The sequence below is a fragment of the uncultured Salinibacterium sp. genome, assembly GCF_963974405.1.
GTDB lineage: Bacteria > Actinomycetota > Actinomycetes > Actinomycetales > Microbacteriaceae > Rhodoglobus.
Genome location: NZ_CAXBBH010000001.1, coordinates 1,082,407 through 1,096,963 on the forward strand (window position 1 = coordinate 1,082,407; position 14,557 = coordinate 1,096,963).

Here is a 14,557-nt window from a genome sequence, read left to right on the forward strand (position 1 = left end):
TGGATATGACAGTGCCGAGTTACGGCGGTCGCTAAGCAGTAGGGAGCAATGCATCACGTCGCGTTTTGGCTACTTTCTGGTTATTGCTCACTGCTGTCTTCCAGGCTCTGAGTTTTGCTAATTCAGAAACGATCTCGGGATATGTCAGAGGAACTCGGAGACTCGCGGTTGCCTGATCATGGGGTCCTTTTCCCGAGAGTTCGGTCATCGCGACTTCCATTTCGCGCCAGTGCTCGTCAGTAACGTCAACGTTCCTCAGCCTCCCTGTGTGGATAGACGAGCGGAATCGTACGATGCTCTTGAACAGGAGGATATCTTCAACGCCGCGCTCCCACGCAGTGCGCAGATCGCCAGCAAGTCGGCGTGAGACAGGTTCCCAAGCGCCGTCATCTCCTGCATCCCATATTGGTTCACTCTCACTTAGCAGAGATTGAATATGACGCATCTGAGTCTCGAAGTCCCCGCCGGCAGCTGGCAGGTCAACCGACTTGACGCCCGTGCCAGTAGCGGTGTTCTGAATTGCGGAAATACTTGCTGGCGTACCGGCAAGACGCGAGGCCTCGGATAGCTCATCGATGAAAACCAAATCGTGCGTAAAGATGATTACTTGACGATTTAGCGACTCTTTCGCTAAATACCTTGCAACCTTCTCCCGGTAAGCATGGTCCAGCGATGACACAGGGTCATCGAAAACAACGGCCGAACTCGACTCGAGCATCCGGAGCTCCATAAAGAATGCAGCGAGACCAAGCACGCGAAGCTCGCCTTCGCTCATGACTTCGCCGACCAAGGGATCTCCCGAAAGGGAATTCAGACATAGCTGAAATGAAGAAACTGCGCGATCCGTGCGTTTGGTTATCGAAACTGACAAGCGGTCGGCGCCGAGTTCTTCGAGCTCATTGATTAGAATGTCGCGCAGGCGTTCGGTAATCAACTCCTCAGATAGACGCCCGCTTAGATTGGTTGCTGAGTTTGTTTTACAGCCAGCTTTCGCCTTTTCGGCGATGGTCAGGCGAGCTCGCGCCTCGTCGAGCGCGACGACTTCCTCGGAAGAATCGCTGACCTTTTTCCGCTCAAGCAGCAGTGCGAGACGTTCTCGGTCGCTTGCTTGTTTTTCGGAGTCTAATAAGTCTGTCAATGTGCGGCGCCTGTTGGTAAAAATCTGATCCAAGTTCATGAGGTGAGACTCTGCATCCGCTGAGTCGAGTGCCGCAGGGATCGTTGTATCGAGGTTGCCGTTTTCTCGCTGGGCAATCGAGGATGCAACTAGCTTCTTTCCATTCGCCACCAGCTCGAGAAGACATGTTTCGAGCTCCATCCCTTCACCTTGCGCTGCGGCGCACAACTCCAGCGGTGCGATAAGCAGCGGGTTGTCGATAGCAAGCCTTGCTTCGTTCGCCCACTGTGCCGCAGAGTCTCGTAATGCCTTTAGGTCAGCCTGTGAAGCCTCGCTAACAAACTCCTCTAGCCGCCTGAATCTCGCAGAGGCCGCAGCAGCCAAGGGCTGTTCGCATAGAACGCATACAGCGTCGTTGTCGGTATGCGGAAAGTGTTCGCCCGGGTACGCGACAGACTCGGAAAATGCTCTAGCTTTCTCCCACAAGTTACGCCATATTTGTTCGCCAACGCCTGACAGCAGATTGCCTTCGAGAAGCCGCTGGCTCTCTATTGCTGTTTCTAATGTCGTCTGCATCTGGGCGCGAGCACTTTCAGTCGAGGCGATTCCGTCGCTTCCGACGAGAGTAACCAACTGCTGAATTGCTGCTTTCAACCTTCCGAGTTCGTTGGATCTCCGTTGAAGTGCGGCGATTTGTTCTGGGACAGCTGACTTTGAGAGCAACTCGGCCGCAGCGCTCAGGGCAACAAGCTCAGTTTCCTCTTGTGCGCTCAGAGCTATTTGCTGTAAGAATTCTGTCGCGGAGATGTCATTGCCTACTTGAGTAATGAGTTGAGAAAGAGCCGATTCATCAACGACTCCGCTGATTTCCGGGAGTTCGGACTCAATCTCCGAAGCCAATAGCGCCAATTGGTCCCGCACTAGCGCGATTGCTTTGCCCAGGTCCTCGATTAGTCGCACTGGATAGGGCGCGAAGGGGGCCGCAGCGGCGTCGCTCACTGCACCGCTAGCGGCCGCGGAATCAAAAATGTTCACGTGCTTCAGCGGTGATTCGGGTGCCGAGGTTGAATTCCATTCGAAAATTTCAGACAAGGAATCAGCCAGCACGGCGATCGATGCGGTACTTGGTAGGTTGTTCGCTGACTCATAGACGTTCGGAAGTATCTGGCCACTCCCACCCCGTGCTCTGCACGTTTGGCGCAAGATTCTGGTGTACCCAGATTTTCCTGAACCGTTGCGCCCATAGATGATTGTGAGTCCGTTGGGCGAGAACGTGAGCCGCTCGCCGGATGCCAAGCGGTTCACGTTCACGACGTTGTCTATGTACGCAAGGGACACGGAAGGCGAGGACGACCTCGTATCTATCAGGTCGGCAGCTACGACTCTCGTCTCGACTTCAGAACCTTCGGCTTCTGAGATTGCAATATCTGCAATTCGAATCACTTCGTCGTGATCGAAAGTGCTACTCGCTATCGATTTCAGAGCAGCCGATATCCATTGGGGCTGCCGCCCAGCCCATTTGACGATGCTGTCGATAGCGGATTCCATAGAAGGTTCAGTCGCGGCTGTCATGTTGTCATAGTGGCAGAATCACAAATTTTTTGTCACTATTTTCAGTCGCCTGCTGCAGCTAGCGCTTCACGTCGGACGATGTGCGCGGACGAGATTCGACCAACACTCCGAACTCCAATGGTGCCCTAGCTGCTTTCGAGTATCTGATGTTCGCGGCGGTAGCCTCGGCTACTGATTGCATCCACGCAGAAGCGCAGCGTTTCGCTCCTCGAGCAGCGTCTGCATGTAGCGCCGCAGAAACAGCTTCTCGGCGAGGCGCCCGAGTGACCCGAAGGGGGCCGCGAAGGTGAGGCGATCCTGCATGTGAGTGCGTCCGTCGATCTCTTCGAAGAGATGCTCGTGGTGGTAGGCGGCGAAAGGGCCGCGGACTTGTTCATCCGCAAACCGGTGTGGAGCATCCACGTCAAAAATTCGGATCGTCAGCCGCAGTGGCAGGCCGAAGTGGCGTGCCGACCAGGTGACGACATCGCCCTCGACGAACTGGCCCGAGGTGCGGCCAGCAACAACCTTCTCGTGATGGTGCGTCATCGAATCGAGGTGCAGATTCACGCTCAACGACAGCGCGCACACCTCGGCGATCGGGGCATCGAACACCGTATCGAGCACGATCAGCTGCGTCATGATCTGAGGTTACAGTTCAACGAACGCGAACCTCCCGCCGGACTCGCTGCAACGATGATCCACCGCAGCGGCTGTGCGACGCCGCAGGCCCCGCTGCGGTCGCCAGAAAATCAGCGGTACGGCAACGGAACATGCGCAATGCTACGAAACCAGCGGGATTACCGCGACCTTGCCCTTCGCTCCGGCCACGACCAGCACGTGAGCGGCTTCGACCCCGTCGAGGGCAGCGACGACAGCCGCAACATCCGGCTCTCTCGTCACAGGCTCGGCTCGCTGCAGCACCGTCACTCGCGCGCCGGTGGCAGCGCGAACAGCCTCGAGCAGCTCAACGTTGGTGCCCGACGACACGAGCGTGACGCGACCAACGCGGTGCACCGGTTCGGTATCGACATCGGATGCCCGATCCTTGCGCCAAATCATGAAGTGATACGTAGCGACGAGTCCGGTTGCCGTAAGCAAGCCGAGCGCCTGTCGTGATCGTTCGATGAAGCTCTCGCCGCTGCCGCCATCGAGCAAGAAGGCGAACAACTGGAAGCCGATCACGAGCAACGTGATGAGCGCTACGAGAGCACTCAATCCGAAGATGATGACGAGGAAGACACGACGGCCGGGAGTGGCAACGCGCTCCGGCAGAGGGGCCTCACGGGGTCGCCACGTGAGCCACCAGAGCACGCCGCCGACGACGAGTGCGCTGAGACCCGCGAGCAGCAGACTGCGGATGTTGCCCGCAAGCAGCGGATCGCTCGATGTTGCGAGCAAAGCGTTGATCGTGACGCCAAAGCCGGATGCCGCGAAAGCCAGTGAGACACCCGCGGTCGAGAGCGAAGTTGCTGCACGCACGCCGGCGGACCGCTCGGCGACGATTCGCGAGTGGTACGTGAAGACCAGCGCGCCAACTACGGCTCCCGCGATTGCTGTTCCCAGCGGGTCGAGCAGGCTGGCAATCGGCTGCTGCAGTCCGGTAGCGAGCTCGAGAAGGATCGACAGCAGAATGATGAGGCCAAACGCAAACACGGCGAGCGAAGCGATTCCCGTGATGAACACGAGAAGCACCGTGCTGAAGCCAAAGGTCTGGTTTCGCACGCCCAAGCGCACCCAGTGCCACCGCCACAACAGGGCGCCGCCGATGGCCCAGACGAGAGACTGCGCGACGATTTGCCACAGCGGATCGCTCACCACGACCGAGCGCGAGCCGGCGTCCGCGGCGGCATCGATGAGCTGGGCGAGCGCGGAGACGAGGCCTCCGGCGCCGTAGGTCAGCCCAATCAGGGAGGCGAGGGCGGGTGCTGCGCCCTGAAGGCGCGTCGGGCCCTTGGCAGGGTGCTGCCACATCCAGTAGTGCCACCCCCACACGAGCGCCCACACAATGCCGACCGCGAGCCCCGCAGGGTTCCAGCCGTAGCGAATGGTGTCGGCAAGCCAGGAGAGCAGAGCAATGGTGAAAACGAGCAAAGCAACCGTCGACATGACCACGAGATAGACGGGCCAGAGAATGGATGCGCGGTCTCGCGCCATCGTGCCGTCACGCCAAATTAGCCACCAGAGCAGGCCAGCGAGGGGGCCGGCGACCAGCGCGGAGGCGAGAGAAGTCGCGAGCCCGTAATTGTCGTAGCTGACCTCGATGCGATTGAGGGTGAAGAGACGATCGAGCAGCCCGCTAAGGCCGCTCGCCGCAATAATCACCGTCGCGGCGAGGAGCGCATAGGTGATGAAGCGGCGGACGGTTTGCACGCCGCCCACTGCGGGAGGTGCTGCCGGAGAACTAGTTGTAGAGGTCATCCGCGGAATCCTTGGTCGTAGCAGTACGTGAGCTCCCAGGGGGTGGTCGAGATTTTCCAGTCGCCACCTTCCTCGACAAGAGTGAAGAGATCGTCGTAGCTGTAACTAGAGCCGCCGAAACTGCCGCTGCCCTGTTCGAGAGAGACCTTCACTACAGCGGTGGCACCGTCGATAGTGGTGGAGATGACGGTCATCCGCAGTCCTTGGAGCGGGCTTCGGTCGGCTTCTTCGCATTCGTCGAGAACGCCTGCGGAAACGAAGCTGCGTGCCGTTTCGAAGTCGCTGGCGACCATGGCACGCGAGTACGACTGAACGACGCCCTCGGGCGTGGAGGGATCGATATCGGTGGGCCCGCCGCGGGCGAACACCACCACGATGGCAATAACCACGATGGTGGCGATTACCGAGAGGATTACCGCCAACGTTCGATCGGGTCGAGCAGCTTCCTGAGTCATGGGCTAAGCATCTCTCAGAAATGACGATAAATCTATTCGCTGGAACCTCTAATTTTCCCGTCCTTAATCGGGCGAAGCCCGCAACTCACTCGTCCGTTGTGAGACGAGCGCGCTGCGGGCTTCCTAGCCGGTAGAACGATCAGCGTGATCGCCCCACCAACGCCTAAGGCTGACTGCGAATAATCGAGATCGGACCAGAGTGCTCGGTCACGTTCGTGAGTTCGTGAGATTCAGCATCCGGAGCCTCAGTGGCGACAGCATCTTCGTCACCGAGCACGTTGAGTGTCTCGGTAGCTTCGGCGCGGTCGATGGTTGTGGCCAGCGGAACTTCCTTGATGAACATCAAGAGCACGGCCGAGATCAGCACGAGCGGCACCATGTAGAGGAACACGGGAGCGAGCGAGTCGTTGTACGCGCCGACGATGATTTCGCGAACGGCATCCGGAAGGTCGCGAACGGCGGCGGGCGTCAAGGAGTTGGTGTCTCCCGTCGCGCCCGCGGCTGCAGCCGGAAGGCGAGTATCGAGCAGTTCGGTGAGGCGAGCGACGAAGAGGCTACCGACCACCGCAGTACCGATGGAAGCACCGATCTGGCGGAAGTAGTTGTTCGATGAGGTCGCCGTTCCCACTTGAGCGTTCGGGAACGTGTTCTGAACGATGAGCACGAGCATCTGCATGCTCATACCGAGGCCGAGTCCCATCACCGCGAGGTAGCTGCAGAGAATCCAAATCGGCAGATCCGGCGTCATCGTGGAAAGCAGTGCCAAGCCTGTTGCGATCACGAACGAACCCGTAAGCGGAAGCCACTTGTAGCGACCCGTGCGGCTCACGAGCTGGCCAGCGACAATCGAAGTGACGAGCATCGCGCCCATCATCGGGATCATCAAGAATCCGGCCTGGGTCGCATTCACTCCCGTGACCATTTGCAGGTAGGTCGGCATGTACGCGAGAGCGCCGAACATGGCGATACCCGTGATGAGTCCGGATGCCGTGGTGAGAACGAAATTACGTTCCTTGAACATGTGCAGCGGCATGATCGGCTCAGCAGCGGCGCGCTCGACCATCACGAACGAGAAGCCAGCGACGATTGCCAGAGCGATGAGGCCGATGATGATGAGCGAGTCCCAGTCGTACTGAGTTCCGCCCCAGGTGGTGACGAGAACGATCGCCGTCGAGGCGATAGCGAGAAGAACCATGCCAGCGACATCAATCGTGGGCTTGCCGCGAGTGTTCTTGGGCAACTTAAGCAGCATCACGGCAGCGAAGATGGCGAGCGCACCCAGCGGAAGGTTCATCCAGAACGCCCAGCGCCATCCGATGGATTCGGTGAACCAGCCACCGAGCAGGGGGCCAGCGACGCTCGCGAGAGCGAAGACGCCACCGATCGCACCCATGTAGCGACCACGTTCACGGGCGGGAACCACATCGGCGATGATCGCCTGCGAGAGGATCATGAGGCCACCGCCACCGAGGCCCTGAACGGCGCGGCCCACGATGAGCCAGGTCATGTCGGGGGCGAGGCCTCCGATGATCGAGCCAGCCATGAAGATGGAGATCGCGCCGATGAAGAGGCCCTTGCGACCGATGAGGTCACCGAGCTTGCCGTATACGGGCATCATGATGGTGGCGGCCAAAATGTAGGCGGTCGTCACCCACAGCATGTGGTTCACGCCGTCGAGTTCACCCACGATGGTGGGCAGAGCGGTACTGAAAATGGTCTGATCGAGCGCCGAGAGCAGCATGGTGACCATGAGGCCGGCGAACAACAGCAGAATGCTGCGCTTCGTTGCCGGGTCGCTCGTGGCGGTGTCGTCAGGCGCGGTTGTGGGTGGTTCGTTCGTGGTTGTCATTGAAGTGTGTTCAGTGTTTCTCGTGTAAGTCCGATCGAGCGAAGGTACATAGAGTCGATGTCGGCGGTAGCGCCGGCAGCGATCCACTCCTTGACTGCGATTCGAACGGATGCGACGCAAGTGGCTACGGCAATTTCGGCGACGTATTCGGGGTCGCGGGGGAGCGTAGTTTCTCGCTTGTTGAGGAATTCGACAACGGCAGCAGCCATCGTGCTGTTCAGTTGCGTGAATTGGTGAATCTGGCGGCTCAATAGACGCGGGTGCTCTTGCACGAGCGCCATCCGTTGAGCTTTGAGCTGGGTGCGGGCGGCCATCGGGCCAAAGATTTGGAACATGGTGGAGACGATCGCAGCGACGAGATCATCGGTTTCTGCGGAGGCGACTCCGGCGGCAATTGCGCGCTGAACTTCGCCCATGTCTTGAGTGCCGAGGATCGCGTCCTCTTTGCTGTCGAAATAGTTGAAGAAGGTGCGCGGCGAGATGCCGGCGCGGTCGCTGATCATGTCGACCGTGGCGCCGTCGAGACCCTCGGCCGTGACGATGTCGACCGCAGCGGTTTCGATGCGCAGGCGCGTTTCGATTCGTTTGCGGTCGCGAAGACCAAGGGCAGGAGTGTCAGGCACTCAGCAATAATTGCAGAGACTGCAAAAATGCACAACTGCAAAAAGCTGTGAAAATACTTAGGGGCTAGAGCGCGATCGATTCGCCCGGCTGCAGAACGGTGAACTCGCCGCCGTAGCCCGCCATGACATCCGAAATTCGTGCGGCTGACAGGGCGAGTCCCTTGTCGGAGAGCACAGCATCGTGTGTCTGAATCGCGCGCTTAGGGGCCAGCTCAGCCACGTAATCCATGACCTCACTGATCTTGAGCCACGGAGCGCCCGCGGGGATCGCTGCGTGCTGCACGGGCTCGGGCGGAACAGTGAAAGAGTCGCCGCCGTACCAGAAAGTGCCATTAACGAGAACGCCAACGTTATCGATCAGCGGTATCGACTTGTGGATGACAGCGTGCTCGCTGCCGAAGAATTCCAGCGTCCACACTCCAACGGTTTCGCTCGCGCCGTCTGCCACGGTCGTGACGTTCCAGTTCGAGGCAGCGGCCGCGACTCCGGCCGGACCGAAGATGGGCGCGTCGGGATTGTCCTGGCGAATGCGCGCCAGCTGATCGTCGGACCAGTGGTCGGGATGCTGGTGAGTGATCACGATTGCGGTCACGTTCTCGAGTGAGGGGAGCGGGCTCGTGAAGTTGCCGGGGTCGATCACGAGGCGCTCGCCGTCGTGTTCAAGAACGAGGCACGCATGCTCATACTTGGTCACATTCATGTCCTGAGCCTATGCCGGTGGTGCGCCGGATGCGAGGCCGTGCGACATACTGAAGTGTGGAGTCGATCAAACCCCTGCGTCTTGTTGTCGCGATCAATCCCACAGCATCGTTCGGGCGTGGCAGAAATGTCGGCCCGCGTGCTGTTGAAGCGTTGCGCGCTCTTGGGCATGAAGTCACGGCCCTCGAACAACCCAACTTTGCGTTGCTTCTCAAGCGCGGCCGCAAGGCGGTAGCGAAGAAACCGGATGCTCTGCTCGTGGTTGGCGGTGACGGCATGGTCAATCTGGGAACCAATCTCGTCGCGACAACGAAGGTGCCGCTCGGGATCATCCCCTCGGGCACAGGTAATGACATGGCCCGCGGCCTAGGCATCCCTTACTCAGATACGGATGCCGCTGTCGCCAGTGTCGTGCGCGGCCTGGCGCGACCGACGCGGGCGATCGATGCCGGTAGCGTCACCTACGTCGATGAAGCCACAGGGGCGGCGGCTACGCGGTGGTTTGCGTGCGTACTCTCGGCGGGTTTCGATGCGATCGTCAACGAGCGCGCCAATCTCATGTCGTGGCCTCGGGGTGCCAGCCGCTACACAGTCGCTCTCATCATCGAGCTGCTGCGCTTGCGCCCCATCACGTACAAACTCACTCTCGACGGCACGGTAATCGAGACGACCGGCGCTCTCGTCAGCGTGGGCAACAATGTGTCGCTCGGCGGCGGCATGAAAGTGACCCCGGATGCTCTTCTGGATGATGGTTTCGCCGATGTTCTTATCGTCGAAGCTCTCTCACGCTCCGCTTTCTTGCGGGTCTTTCCGCGCGTCTTCAAGGGGACCCATCTCACTGATCCGCGCGTCACGGTGCATCGGGCCAAGAAGATTCGGATCGAATCTGAGGGCATCATGGCCTACGCCGATGGTGAACGGTTCGCGGCCTTGCCCATCGACATCAAGATGGTCCCGGGCGTGCTGAATATTCTCGACCAGCGACCGTAGTCGCGGGTCGGCGGCTCACGCGGGTCAGCGGGTCAGGGAGGCAGCGGGTCAGCGGCGTTTAGGCTTCGGGCGTCGCGCCGTCGGTCGCGATGCAGGCGTAGTCGGTCATGAGGGCGCCATCGTCGGTCGTGCGCTCGGAAATAATGAACTCCTGATCAGGGCGCTCGCCGTCAGCGACAGTTTCCTTGAAGGCGCTGAAGGTTTCTGAGCAGGCTGACGAGACCGCGTTCTGCAATCCGCCGGCCTCAGTAATGGCGCTCTTGGCAAGTTCGCCCTTGCCGATCACGATGTGCGTGTGCTCCGCCGTGCACGGGGTAACTTCGGCTTCGCTGAGGTTAGATCCCTCTACAAACGTGAAGCAGTCATCCACGAGCAGTTGAGTGGAGCCAATGACGGTCGGTTCGAGCACCTGGCCAGCAGCATCCCGAGGAATTTCTGGAGAGAGTAGAGAGCACCCGGCGAGCGCAACAACGGCTGCAATGCTGAGAAACGTGGCGGTGGTGGCGCGCGTGAAGGCAGTCAAGAAAAATCCAGAGGTTCGAAATTGGCAGATGTGGAAAAAGTTGCCCAAAAGATGTGGCATACTTTTCTAGTTGTTGTGAGGCCCCATCGTATAGAGGCCTAGTACGCCGCCCTCTCACGGCGGTAACGCGGGTTCGAATCCCGCTGGGGTCACAGTAGCAAAATCCCGGTCACGTTCGTTCGAACATGACCGGGATTTCATCGTTAACGGGACACCCAGTCAGGGGGTCAACGGCGGCGTTGTGGGAGGCCGTTGGGCGCTCGCGGGAGTGTCATTTCCATTCACTCGGCGTAACAACGAGTAGCCGTACGAAAAAAGGCGACACAAACTCCATATCGTGTTGAATCAGGCACAGGATGTAGTCCACCCATTCAGAAGACGGGGTCTACAACTCAAGGAGTATTGCTATGTCTGATGTCACCATTGCCCGTCCCGCGATCGAGAACCGGTGGGCTGAAATCGCCCGCCCCACCACGCCAGAAGGCTGGCTCGAACGCGCTCAAGAAGTCTCCGACATCCTCGCGGCCGACGCTGTCGAGCGGGATGCCGCGAACCAGCCTCCGCACGCCGAAGTTGCGCTTCTCAAAGACTCGGGGCTCGTCACGCTTCTCGGCCCGGACGAGCATGGCGGTGGTGGGCAGACGTGGGAGACCACATACAAAGTGATCCGCACCATTGCCCGGGGCGATGGCTCCATCGGGCAATTGCTCGGGTACCACTATCTGTGGGCGTGGGCGGCACGCCTTGTCGCGACCGACGAGCAAGTTATTGCCGTAGAGAAGCACTACACGGAGAACAACTTCCTCTTCGGCGGCGCCGTGAACCCCCGCGACTCTGACCTAGTGGTCACGGATGAGGGCGAAGAGATTGTCTTCACGGGCCACAAGTCATTCTCTACGGGCGGCGTCGTGTCTGACCTCACCGTGCTCGAGGGCATCCTCGAAGGAACCGACACCCACGTCTTCGCTATCGTGCCCACAACTCAGCCTGCGATCGTGTTCAATGGAGACTGGGACAACCTCGGCCAGCGCCTGACCGAATCTGGCTCGGTGCAAATCAACGGCGTACGCACCGGATGGTCGTCAGCGCTCGGCTTCGTGAACAAAGAGTTCCAGCCGCTCACCTACGGCACGCTCAATGTGCCCGCCATCCAACTGGTTTTCGCGAACTTCTATCTCGGCATCGCGCAGGGAGCGATCGAAGCAGCATCCTCGTACACTCGAACCAAGAGCCGCGCCTGGCCCTACGGCGGCGATAACAAAGCTCACGCGAGCGAGGAGTGGTACATCCTGGCTGGCTATGGCGAGCTGCAGTCGAAACTCTGGGCGGATGGGGCCCTGCTCGATGCGGTCGGCAGCGAAATCAGCACCGTGCTTCACGCGCCGCGCACCGAGCTCACCGAACGCCGTCGGGGCGAGATCGCGGTGCGCATTGCAGCGGGAAAATTGCGCATCAGCGACGACGGTTTAGAAGTCGCGACGAAGGTGTTCGAGCTGACGGGCGCGCGAGCATCCGCCAACTCAGTGGGGCTCGATATCTATTGGCGCAACCTGCGCACCCACAGCCTGCACGACCCTGCACCGTACAAGAAGCGCGAAGTTGGTCAGTATGTGCTGCTCAATGAAGTGCCCGAGCCGAGCTGGTACACCTAGCCCTTGACTGCGGCGTCAACAGCCTCTGGCAGATTCTCGAGACGGCTCGTCTCGATGTATTCGTCATTCACAAAGAAAGTGGGAGTGCTGTTGACGCCCAGCTCAACACCTGCGTCGAAGTCAGCCTCGACGCGCGCCTGAGTGGCGGGGTCGGCAATGGCGGCATCGTAGGCGTCCATATCGAGGCCGATTTCTTCTGCCAGCGCGCGGAAGGTATCCGTCTGCGGAGGAGTGCCGCCGGCCCAGTCGCCCTGAGTTTCGAAGAGTCGCTGGTACATGGCCTCGAACTCACCCTGCTGGGCGGCAGCTTCGGCGGCGATAGCGGCATCCATCGAGTTGAGGTGGCTGGGCAGCGGGAAGTAGCGAACGACGTAGTTGATGTCGCCCTCGTAGACCTCGCGCATTGCCTCGACGTACGGGTAGAACTGGCCACATGCGCCACACTCGAAGTCGAGGAACTCGACGATCGTCACGGCGTCCGGCCCGACGTTATCGACGTAGTTCGAGTCGCTGGCCACGGTGGAAGCGAGCTCTTGAGAGCCGGTGGTGCTGTCGGTGCTCGCGGTGTCGGAGTCCGCGTTCTTGGCCGTGACGTACACAAATACGAAGGCGGCAACGAGCGCGAGAATCCCCAGCGCGGCAAAAGTGGGCAGGAGGGCTTTCTTCACACGAGACTCCGAACAGGCTGGGGTTGACGGCGATCGCCCAGTGCTGAGCGTGCATCAAGGCTACGTGAAACCCTGGCTGCGCGGAGGCCGTTCAGAATAACGACCAGCTCCGCGAGCTCGTGCACAAGCACAACTCCCGCCAACCCAAGAACACCCGTGAGCGCGAGCGGAAAGAGGCCAATGATGATCGCGAGCGACAGCACGATGTTGCCCGTCATGATGCGACGCCCGCGCCGCGCATGAAGCAACGCCACCGGAATGAGGCGCAGGTCGCTGCCGGTGAAAGCGACATCCGCCGACTCGACCGCAGCAGCGGATCCGGTAGCGCCCATTGCGATGCCCACATCGGCCGTCGCGAGAGCGGGGGCGTCGTTGATGCCGTCGCCGATCATCGCCGTGGGGGAGTCGTTCGTCAGTCTCGAAATCGCGCTGGCCTTGTCAGCCGGTAATAGCTCGGCGCGCACATCGCTGATGCCCGCCTCGCGCGCGATCGTGGCTGCCGTGCGCGCATTGTCTCCCGTGAGCATGAGAGTGCGGATGCCCGCGCGCGCCAATTGTTCAACAGCTTCGGCAGCCTCGGGTCGCAGTTCGTCGCGGATGCCGAGAAGCCCGATCACGATGCCCTCGCGCTCGATCGCCATCACCGTCATGCCGTCGTCGGCCAGGCGCAGGGCGGCAGGCGACAGCTCGCCAGCATCCATCCACCGGGTGCTTCCGGCGCGCACGGAAACACCGTCGAGCGTGCCCGATATTCCGCGACCGGCATCTTCGCGAACGTTCTCGGCTTCGGCGTGCACAGGCCGCTCGGCGAGTACTGCATGGGCCAGCGGGTGCGTGCTGTGAGTTTCGAGCGCGGCGGCGATACTGAGCACGTCGTCACGGGTCACGGTAGCCAGCGTTTCGACCGCAACAACGCTGGGGCGATTCTGGGTGAGCGTGCCGGTCTTGTCGAAAGCAACCGTGCGGATGCTGCCCATCCGTTCAAAAGCGGCGCCCGACTTCACGATGATGCCGAGTTTGCTCGCCGACCCGATGGCCGAGATGACGGTCACGGGAACGGCGATCGCGAGAGCGCACGGTGACGCGGCGACGAGCACGACGAGCGCACGCTCGGTCCAGAGTTCGGGGTCCCCGACGAGGAAGCCGAAGCCGACGATGGCAGCGGCTACCCCCAGCACAATGGGTACAAGGGGGCGCGCGATTCGGTCGGCTAGGCGGGCACGGTCGCCCTTGCGGGCATTCGCTTCCTCAACCAGGCGCACGATCGTCGTTAGTGAGTTGTCGGTACCGTTCGCCGTGGTGCGGATGCGGAGGGCACCGTCTCCATTGATAGAGCCGGCAAGAACGGTGTCGCCGGTATCGACCGCGGCGGGCAGCGATTCGCCCGTAACCGCAGACGTGTCGACGCTGCCGCGACCGCTCGTGACCACCCCATCCGTCGCCACACGTTCGCCCGCGCGCACGACGAGCAGATCGCCGACCACGATGTCGCGAGCCGGCAGGGTGAGCAGTTTTCCGTCGCGCTCGATCAGCGCCGTGTCAGGAATGAGGGAGAGAAGAGCGCGTAAGCCAGAGCGCGCACGATCCATTGCGCGATCTTCGAGCGCCTCGGCGATCGAGAATAGAAACGCGAGGGCGGCCGCTTCGCCGACGTGGCCCAGAAGTAATGCCCCCACGGCGGCGATCGTCATGAGTAAGCCGACGCCCAGCGAGCCGCGCAGGAGACGGCGTACGGCGCCGGGCACAAACGTTGCCGCGCCGGCGAGCAAACTCACCCTTTGCAGCGCGGTAACGAGCCATTCCGCTCCGCCCGACCACAGTGCAATGACGGATGCCGCAAGCAGAACGCCCGAGGCCGCCGGTAGAGCGAGTCCTCGATCGTGCCACCACGGGGCGAGATCGTCGTGCACCGCGACAGCGGGGCTAGCGCTGGCTCCGTCGGCGGGAGCGGCCGCAGAGGAATCGGCGCCGCGGGGCGTACGTGGGGCATCCACTCCGCAGCATTCTTC

12 protein-coding genes and 1 tRNA gene are annotated in these 14,557 nt (G+C 60.8%); 3 read left to right on the top strand and 10 right to left on the bottom strand.

Translation table 11 applies throughout. From position 1 onward, the window contains the following. Positions 1-31: 31 nt before the first annotated feature. The 7 genes from AACZ26_RS05330 to AACZ26_RS05360 form a co-directional block, all read right to left on the bottom strand. Positions 32-2,665, bottom strand: a complete 2,634-nt coding sequence (locus tag AACZ26_RS05330; RefSeq protein WP_339619705.1) for an AAA family ATPase — start codon at positions 2,663-2,665, stop codon at positions 32-34. Positions 2,666-2,857: 192 nt separating this feature from the next. Beyond that, positions 2,858-3,310 (bottom strand): SRPBCC family protein, encoded by a 453-nt coding sequence (locus AACZ26_RS05335; protein ID WP_339619706.1) that lies wholly within the window; start codon positions 3,308-3,310, stop codon positions 2,858-2,860. Positions 3,311-3,451: 141 nt separating this feature from the next. Beyond that, entirely contained in the window at positions 3,452-5,089 is a 1,638-nt protein-coding gene (locus AACZ26_RS05340; protein ID WP_339619707.1) for a DUF5671 domain-containing protein, read from the bottom strand. After that, positions 5,086-5,544, bottom strand: a complete 459-nt coding sequence (locus AACZ26_RS05345) for a hypothetical protein (RefSeq protein ID WP_339619708.1) — start codon at positions 5,542-5,544, stop codon at positions 5,086-5,088. The genes AACZ26_RS05340 and AACZ26_RS05345 overlap by 4 nt, the downstream gene beginning before the upstream one ends. A gap of 163 nt (positions 5,545-5,707) precedes the next feature. After that, entirely contained in the window at positions 5,708-7,393 is a 1,686-nt protein-coding gene (locus tag AACZ26_RS05350) for an MDR family MFS transporter (RefSeq protein ID WP_339619709.1), read from the bottom strand. Next, a complete protein-coding gene (locus tag AACZ26_RS05355; RefSeq protein ID WP_339619710.1) occupies positions 7,390-8,016 on the bottom strand; it encodes a TetR/AcrR family transcriptional regulator in 627 nt (208 codons plus the stop codon). The genes AACZ26_RS05350 and AACZ26_RS05355 overlap by 4 nt, the downstream gene beginning before the upstream one ends. Before the next feature lie 64 nt (positions 8,017-8,080). Beyond that, positions 8,081-8,716 carry an MBL fold metallo-hydrolase gene (locus AACZ26_RS05360; RefSeq protein WP_339619711.1) on the bottom strand — a complete coding sequence of 212 codons (636 nt, stop codon included), beginning with the start codon at positions 8,714-8,716 and terminating at the stop codon, positions 8,081-8,083. Between the two features lie 56 nt (positions 8,717-8,772). Here AACZ26_RS05360 and AACZ26_RS05365 point away from each other — a divergent pair, with 56 nt between their 5' ends. Further along, positions 8,773-9,705 (top strand): diacylglycerol kinase family protein, encoded by a 933-nt coding sequence (locus AACZ26_RS05365; RefSeq protein ID WP_339619712.1) that lies wholly within the window; start codon positions 8,773-8,775, stop codon positions 9,703-9,705. A gap of 58 nt (positions 9,706-9,763) precedes the next feature. Here AACZ26_RS05365 and AACZ26_RS05370 read toward each other — a convergent pair whose 3' ends face one another. Further along, positions 9,764-10,228, bottom strand: coding sequence for a hypothetical protein (locus AACZ26_RS05370; protein ID WP_339619713.1), 465 nt, complete (start codon positions 10,226-10,228; stop codon positions 9,764-9,766). 79 nt (positions 10,229-10,307) lie between these two features. Between AACZ26_RS05370 and AACZ26_RS05375 the strand changes: the two genes are divergently transcribed. Beyond that, positions 10,308-10,380 (top strand) — tRNA-Glu (locus tag AACZ26_RS05375). A 255-nt stretch (positions 10,381-10,635) separates the two neighbouring features. Next, the gene (locus AACZ26_RS05380) at positions 10,636-11,880 is read left to right on the top strand and encodes an acyl-CoA dehydrogenase family protein (RefSeq protein WP_339619715.1); all 1,245 of its coding nucleotides are present in this window, start codon (positions 10,636-10,638) and stop codon (positions 11,878-11,880) included. Here AACZ26_RS05380 and AACZ26_RS05385 read toward each other — a convergent pair. After that, complete coding sequence (locus AACZ26_RS05385; RefSeq protein ID WP_339619716.1) at positions 11,877-12,548, bottom strand: thioredoxin domain-containing protein; 672 nt, start codon at positions 12,546-12,548, stop codon at positions 11,877-11,879. The two genes, AACZ26_RS05380 and AACZ26_RS05385, sit on opposite strands and share 4 nt — an antisense overlap. Continuing rightward, positions 12,545-14,458 carry a cation-translocating P-type ATPase gene (locus AACZ26_RS05390; protein WP_339620633.1) on the bottom strand — a complete coding sequence of 638 codons (1,914 nt, stop codon included), beginning with the start codon at positions 14,456-14,458 and terminating at the stop codon, positions 12,545-12,547. Before AACZ26_RS05390 ends, AACZ26_RS05385 begins: the two co-directional genes overlap by 4 nt. Positions 14,459-14,557 lie beyond the last annotated feature (99 nt).

Excerpts from the sequence above, each read along its gene's own strand:
- AACZ26_RS05330 (WP_339619705.1), bottom strand. The coding sequence starts at position 2,665 with ATGGAATCCGCTATCGACAGCATCGTCAAATGGGCTGGGCGGCAGCCC.
- AACZ26_RS05335 (WP_339619706.1), bottom strand. The coding sequence starts at position 3,310 with ATGACGCAGCTGATCGTGCTCGATACGGTGTTCGATGCCCCGATCGCC.
- AACZ26_RS05340 (WP_339619707.1), bottom strand. The coding sequence starts at position 5,089 with ATGACCTCTACAACTAGTTCTCCGGCAGCACCTCCCGCAGTGGGCGGC.
- AACZ26_RS05345 (WP_339619708.1), bottom strand. The coding sequence starts at position 5,544 with ATGACTCAGGAAGCTGCTCGACCCGATCGAACGTTGGCGGTAATCCTC.
- AACZ26_RS05350 (WP_339619709.1), bottom strand. The coding sequence starts at position 7,393 with ATGACAACCACGAACGAACCACCCACAACCGCGCCTGACGACACCGCC.
- AACZ26_RS05360 (WP_339619711.1), bottom strand. The coding sequence starts at position 8,716 with ATGAATGTGACCAAGTATGAGCATGCGTGCCTCGTTCTTGAACACGAC.
- AACZ26_RS05380 (WP_339619715.1), top strand. The coding sequence starts at position 10,636 with ATGTCTGATGTCACCATTGCCCGTCCCGCGATCGAGAACCGGTGGGCT.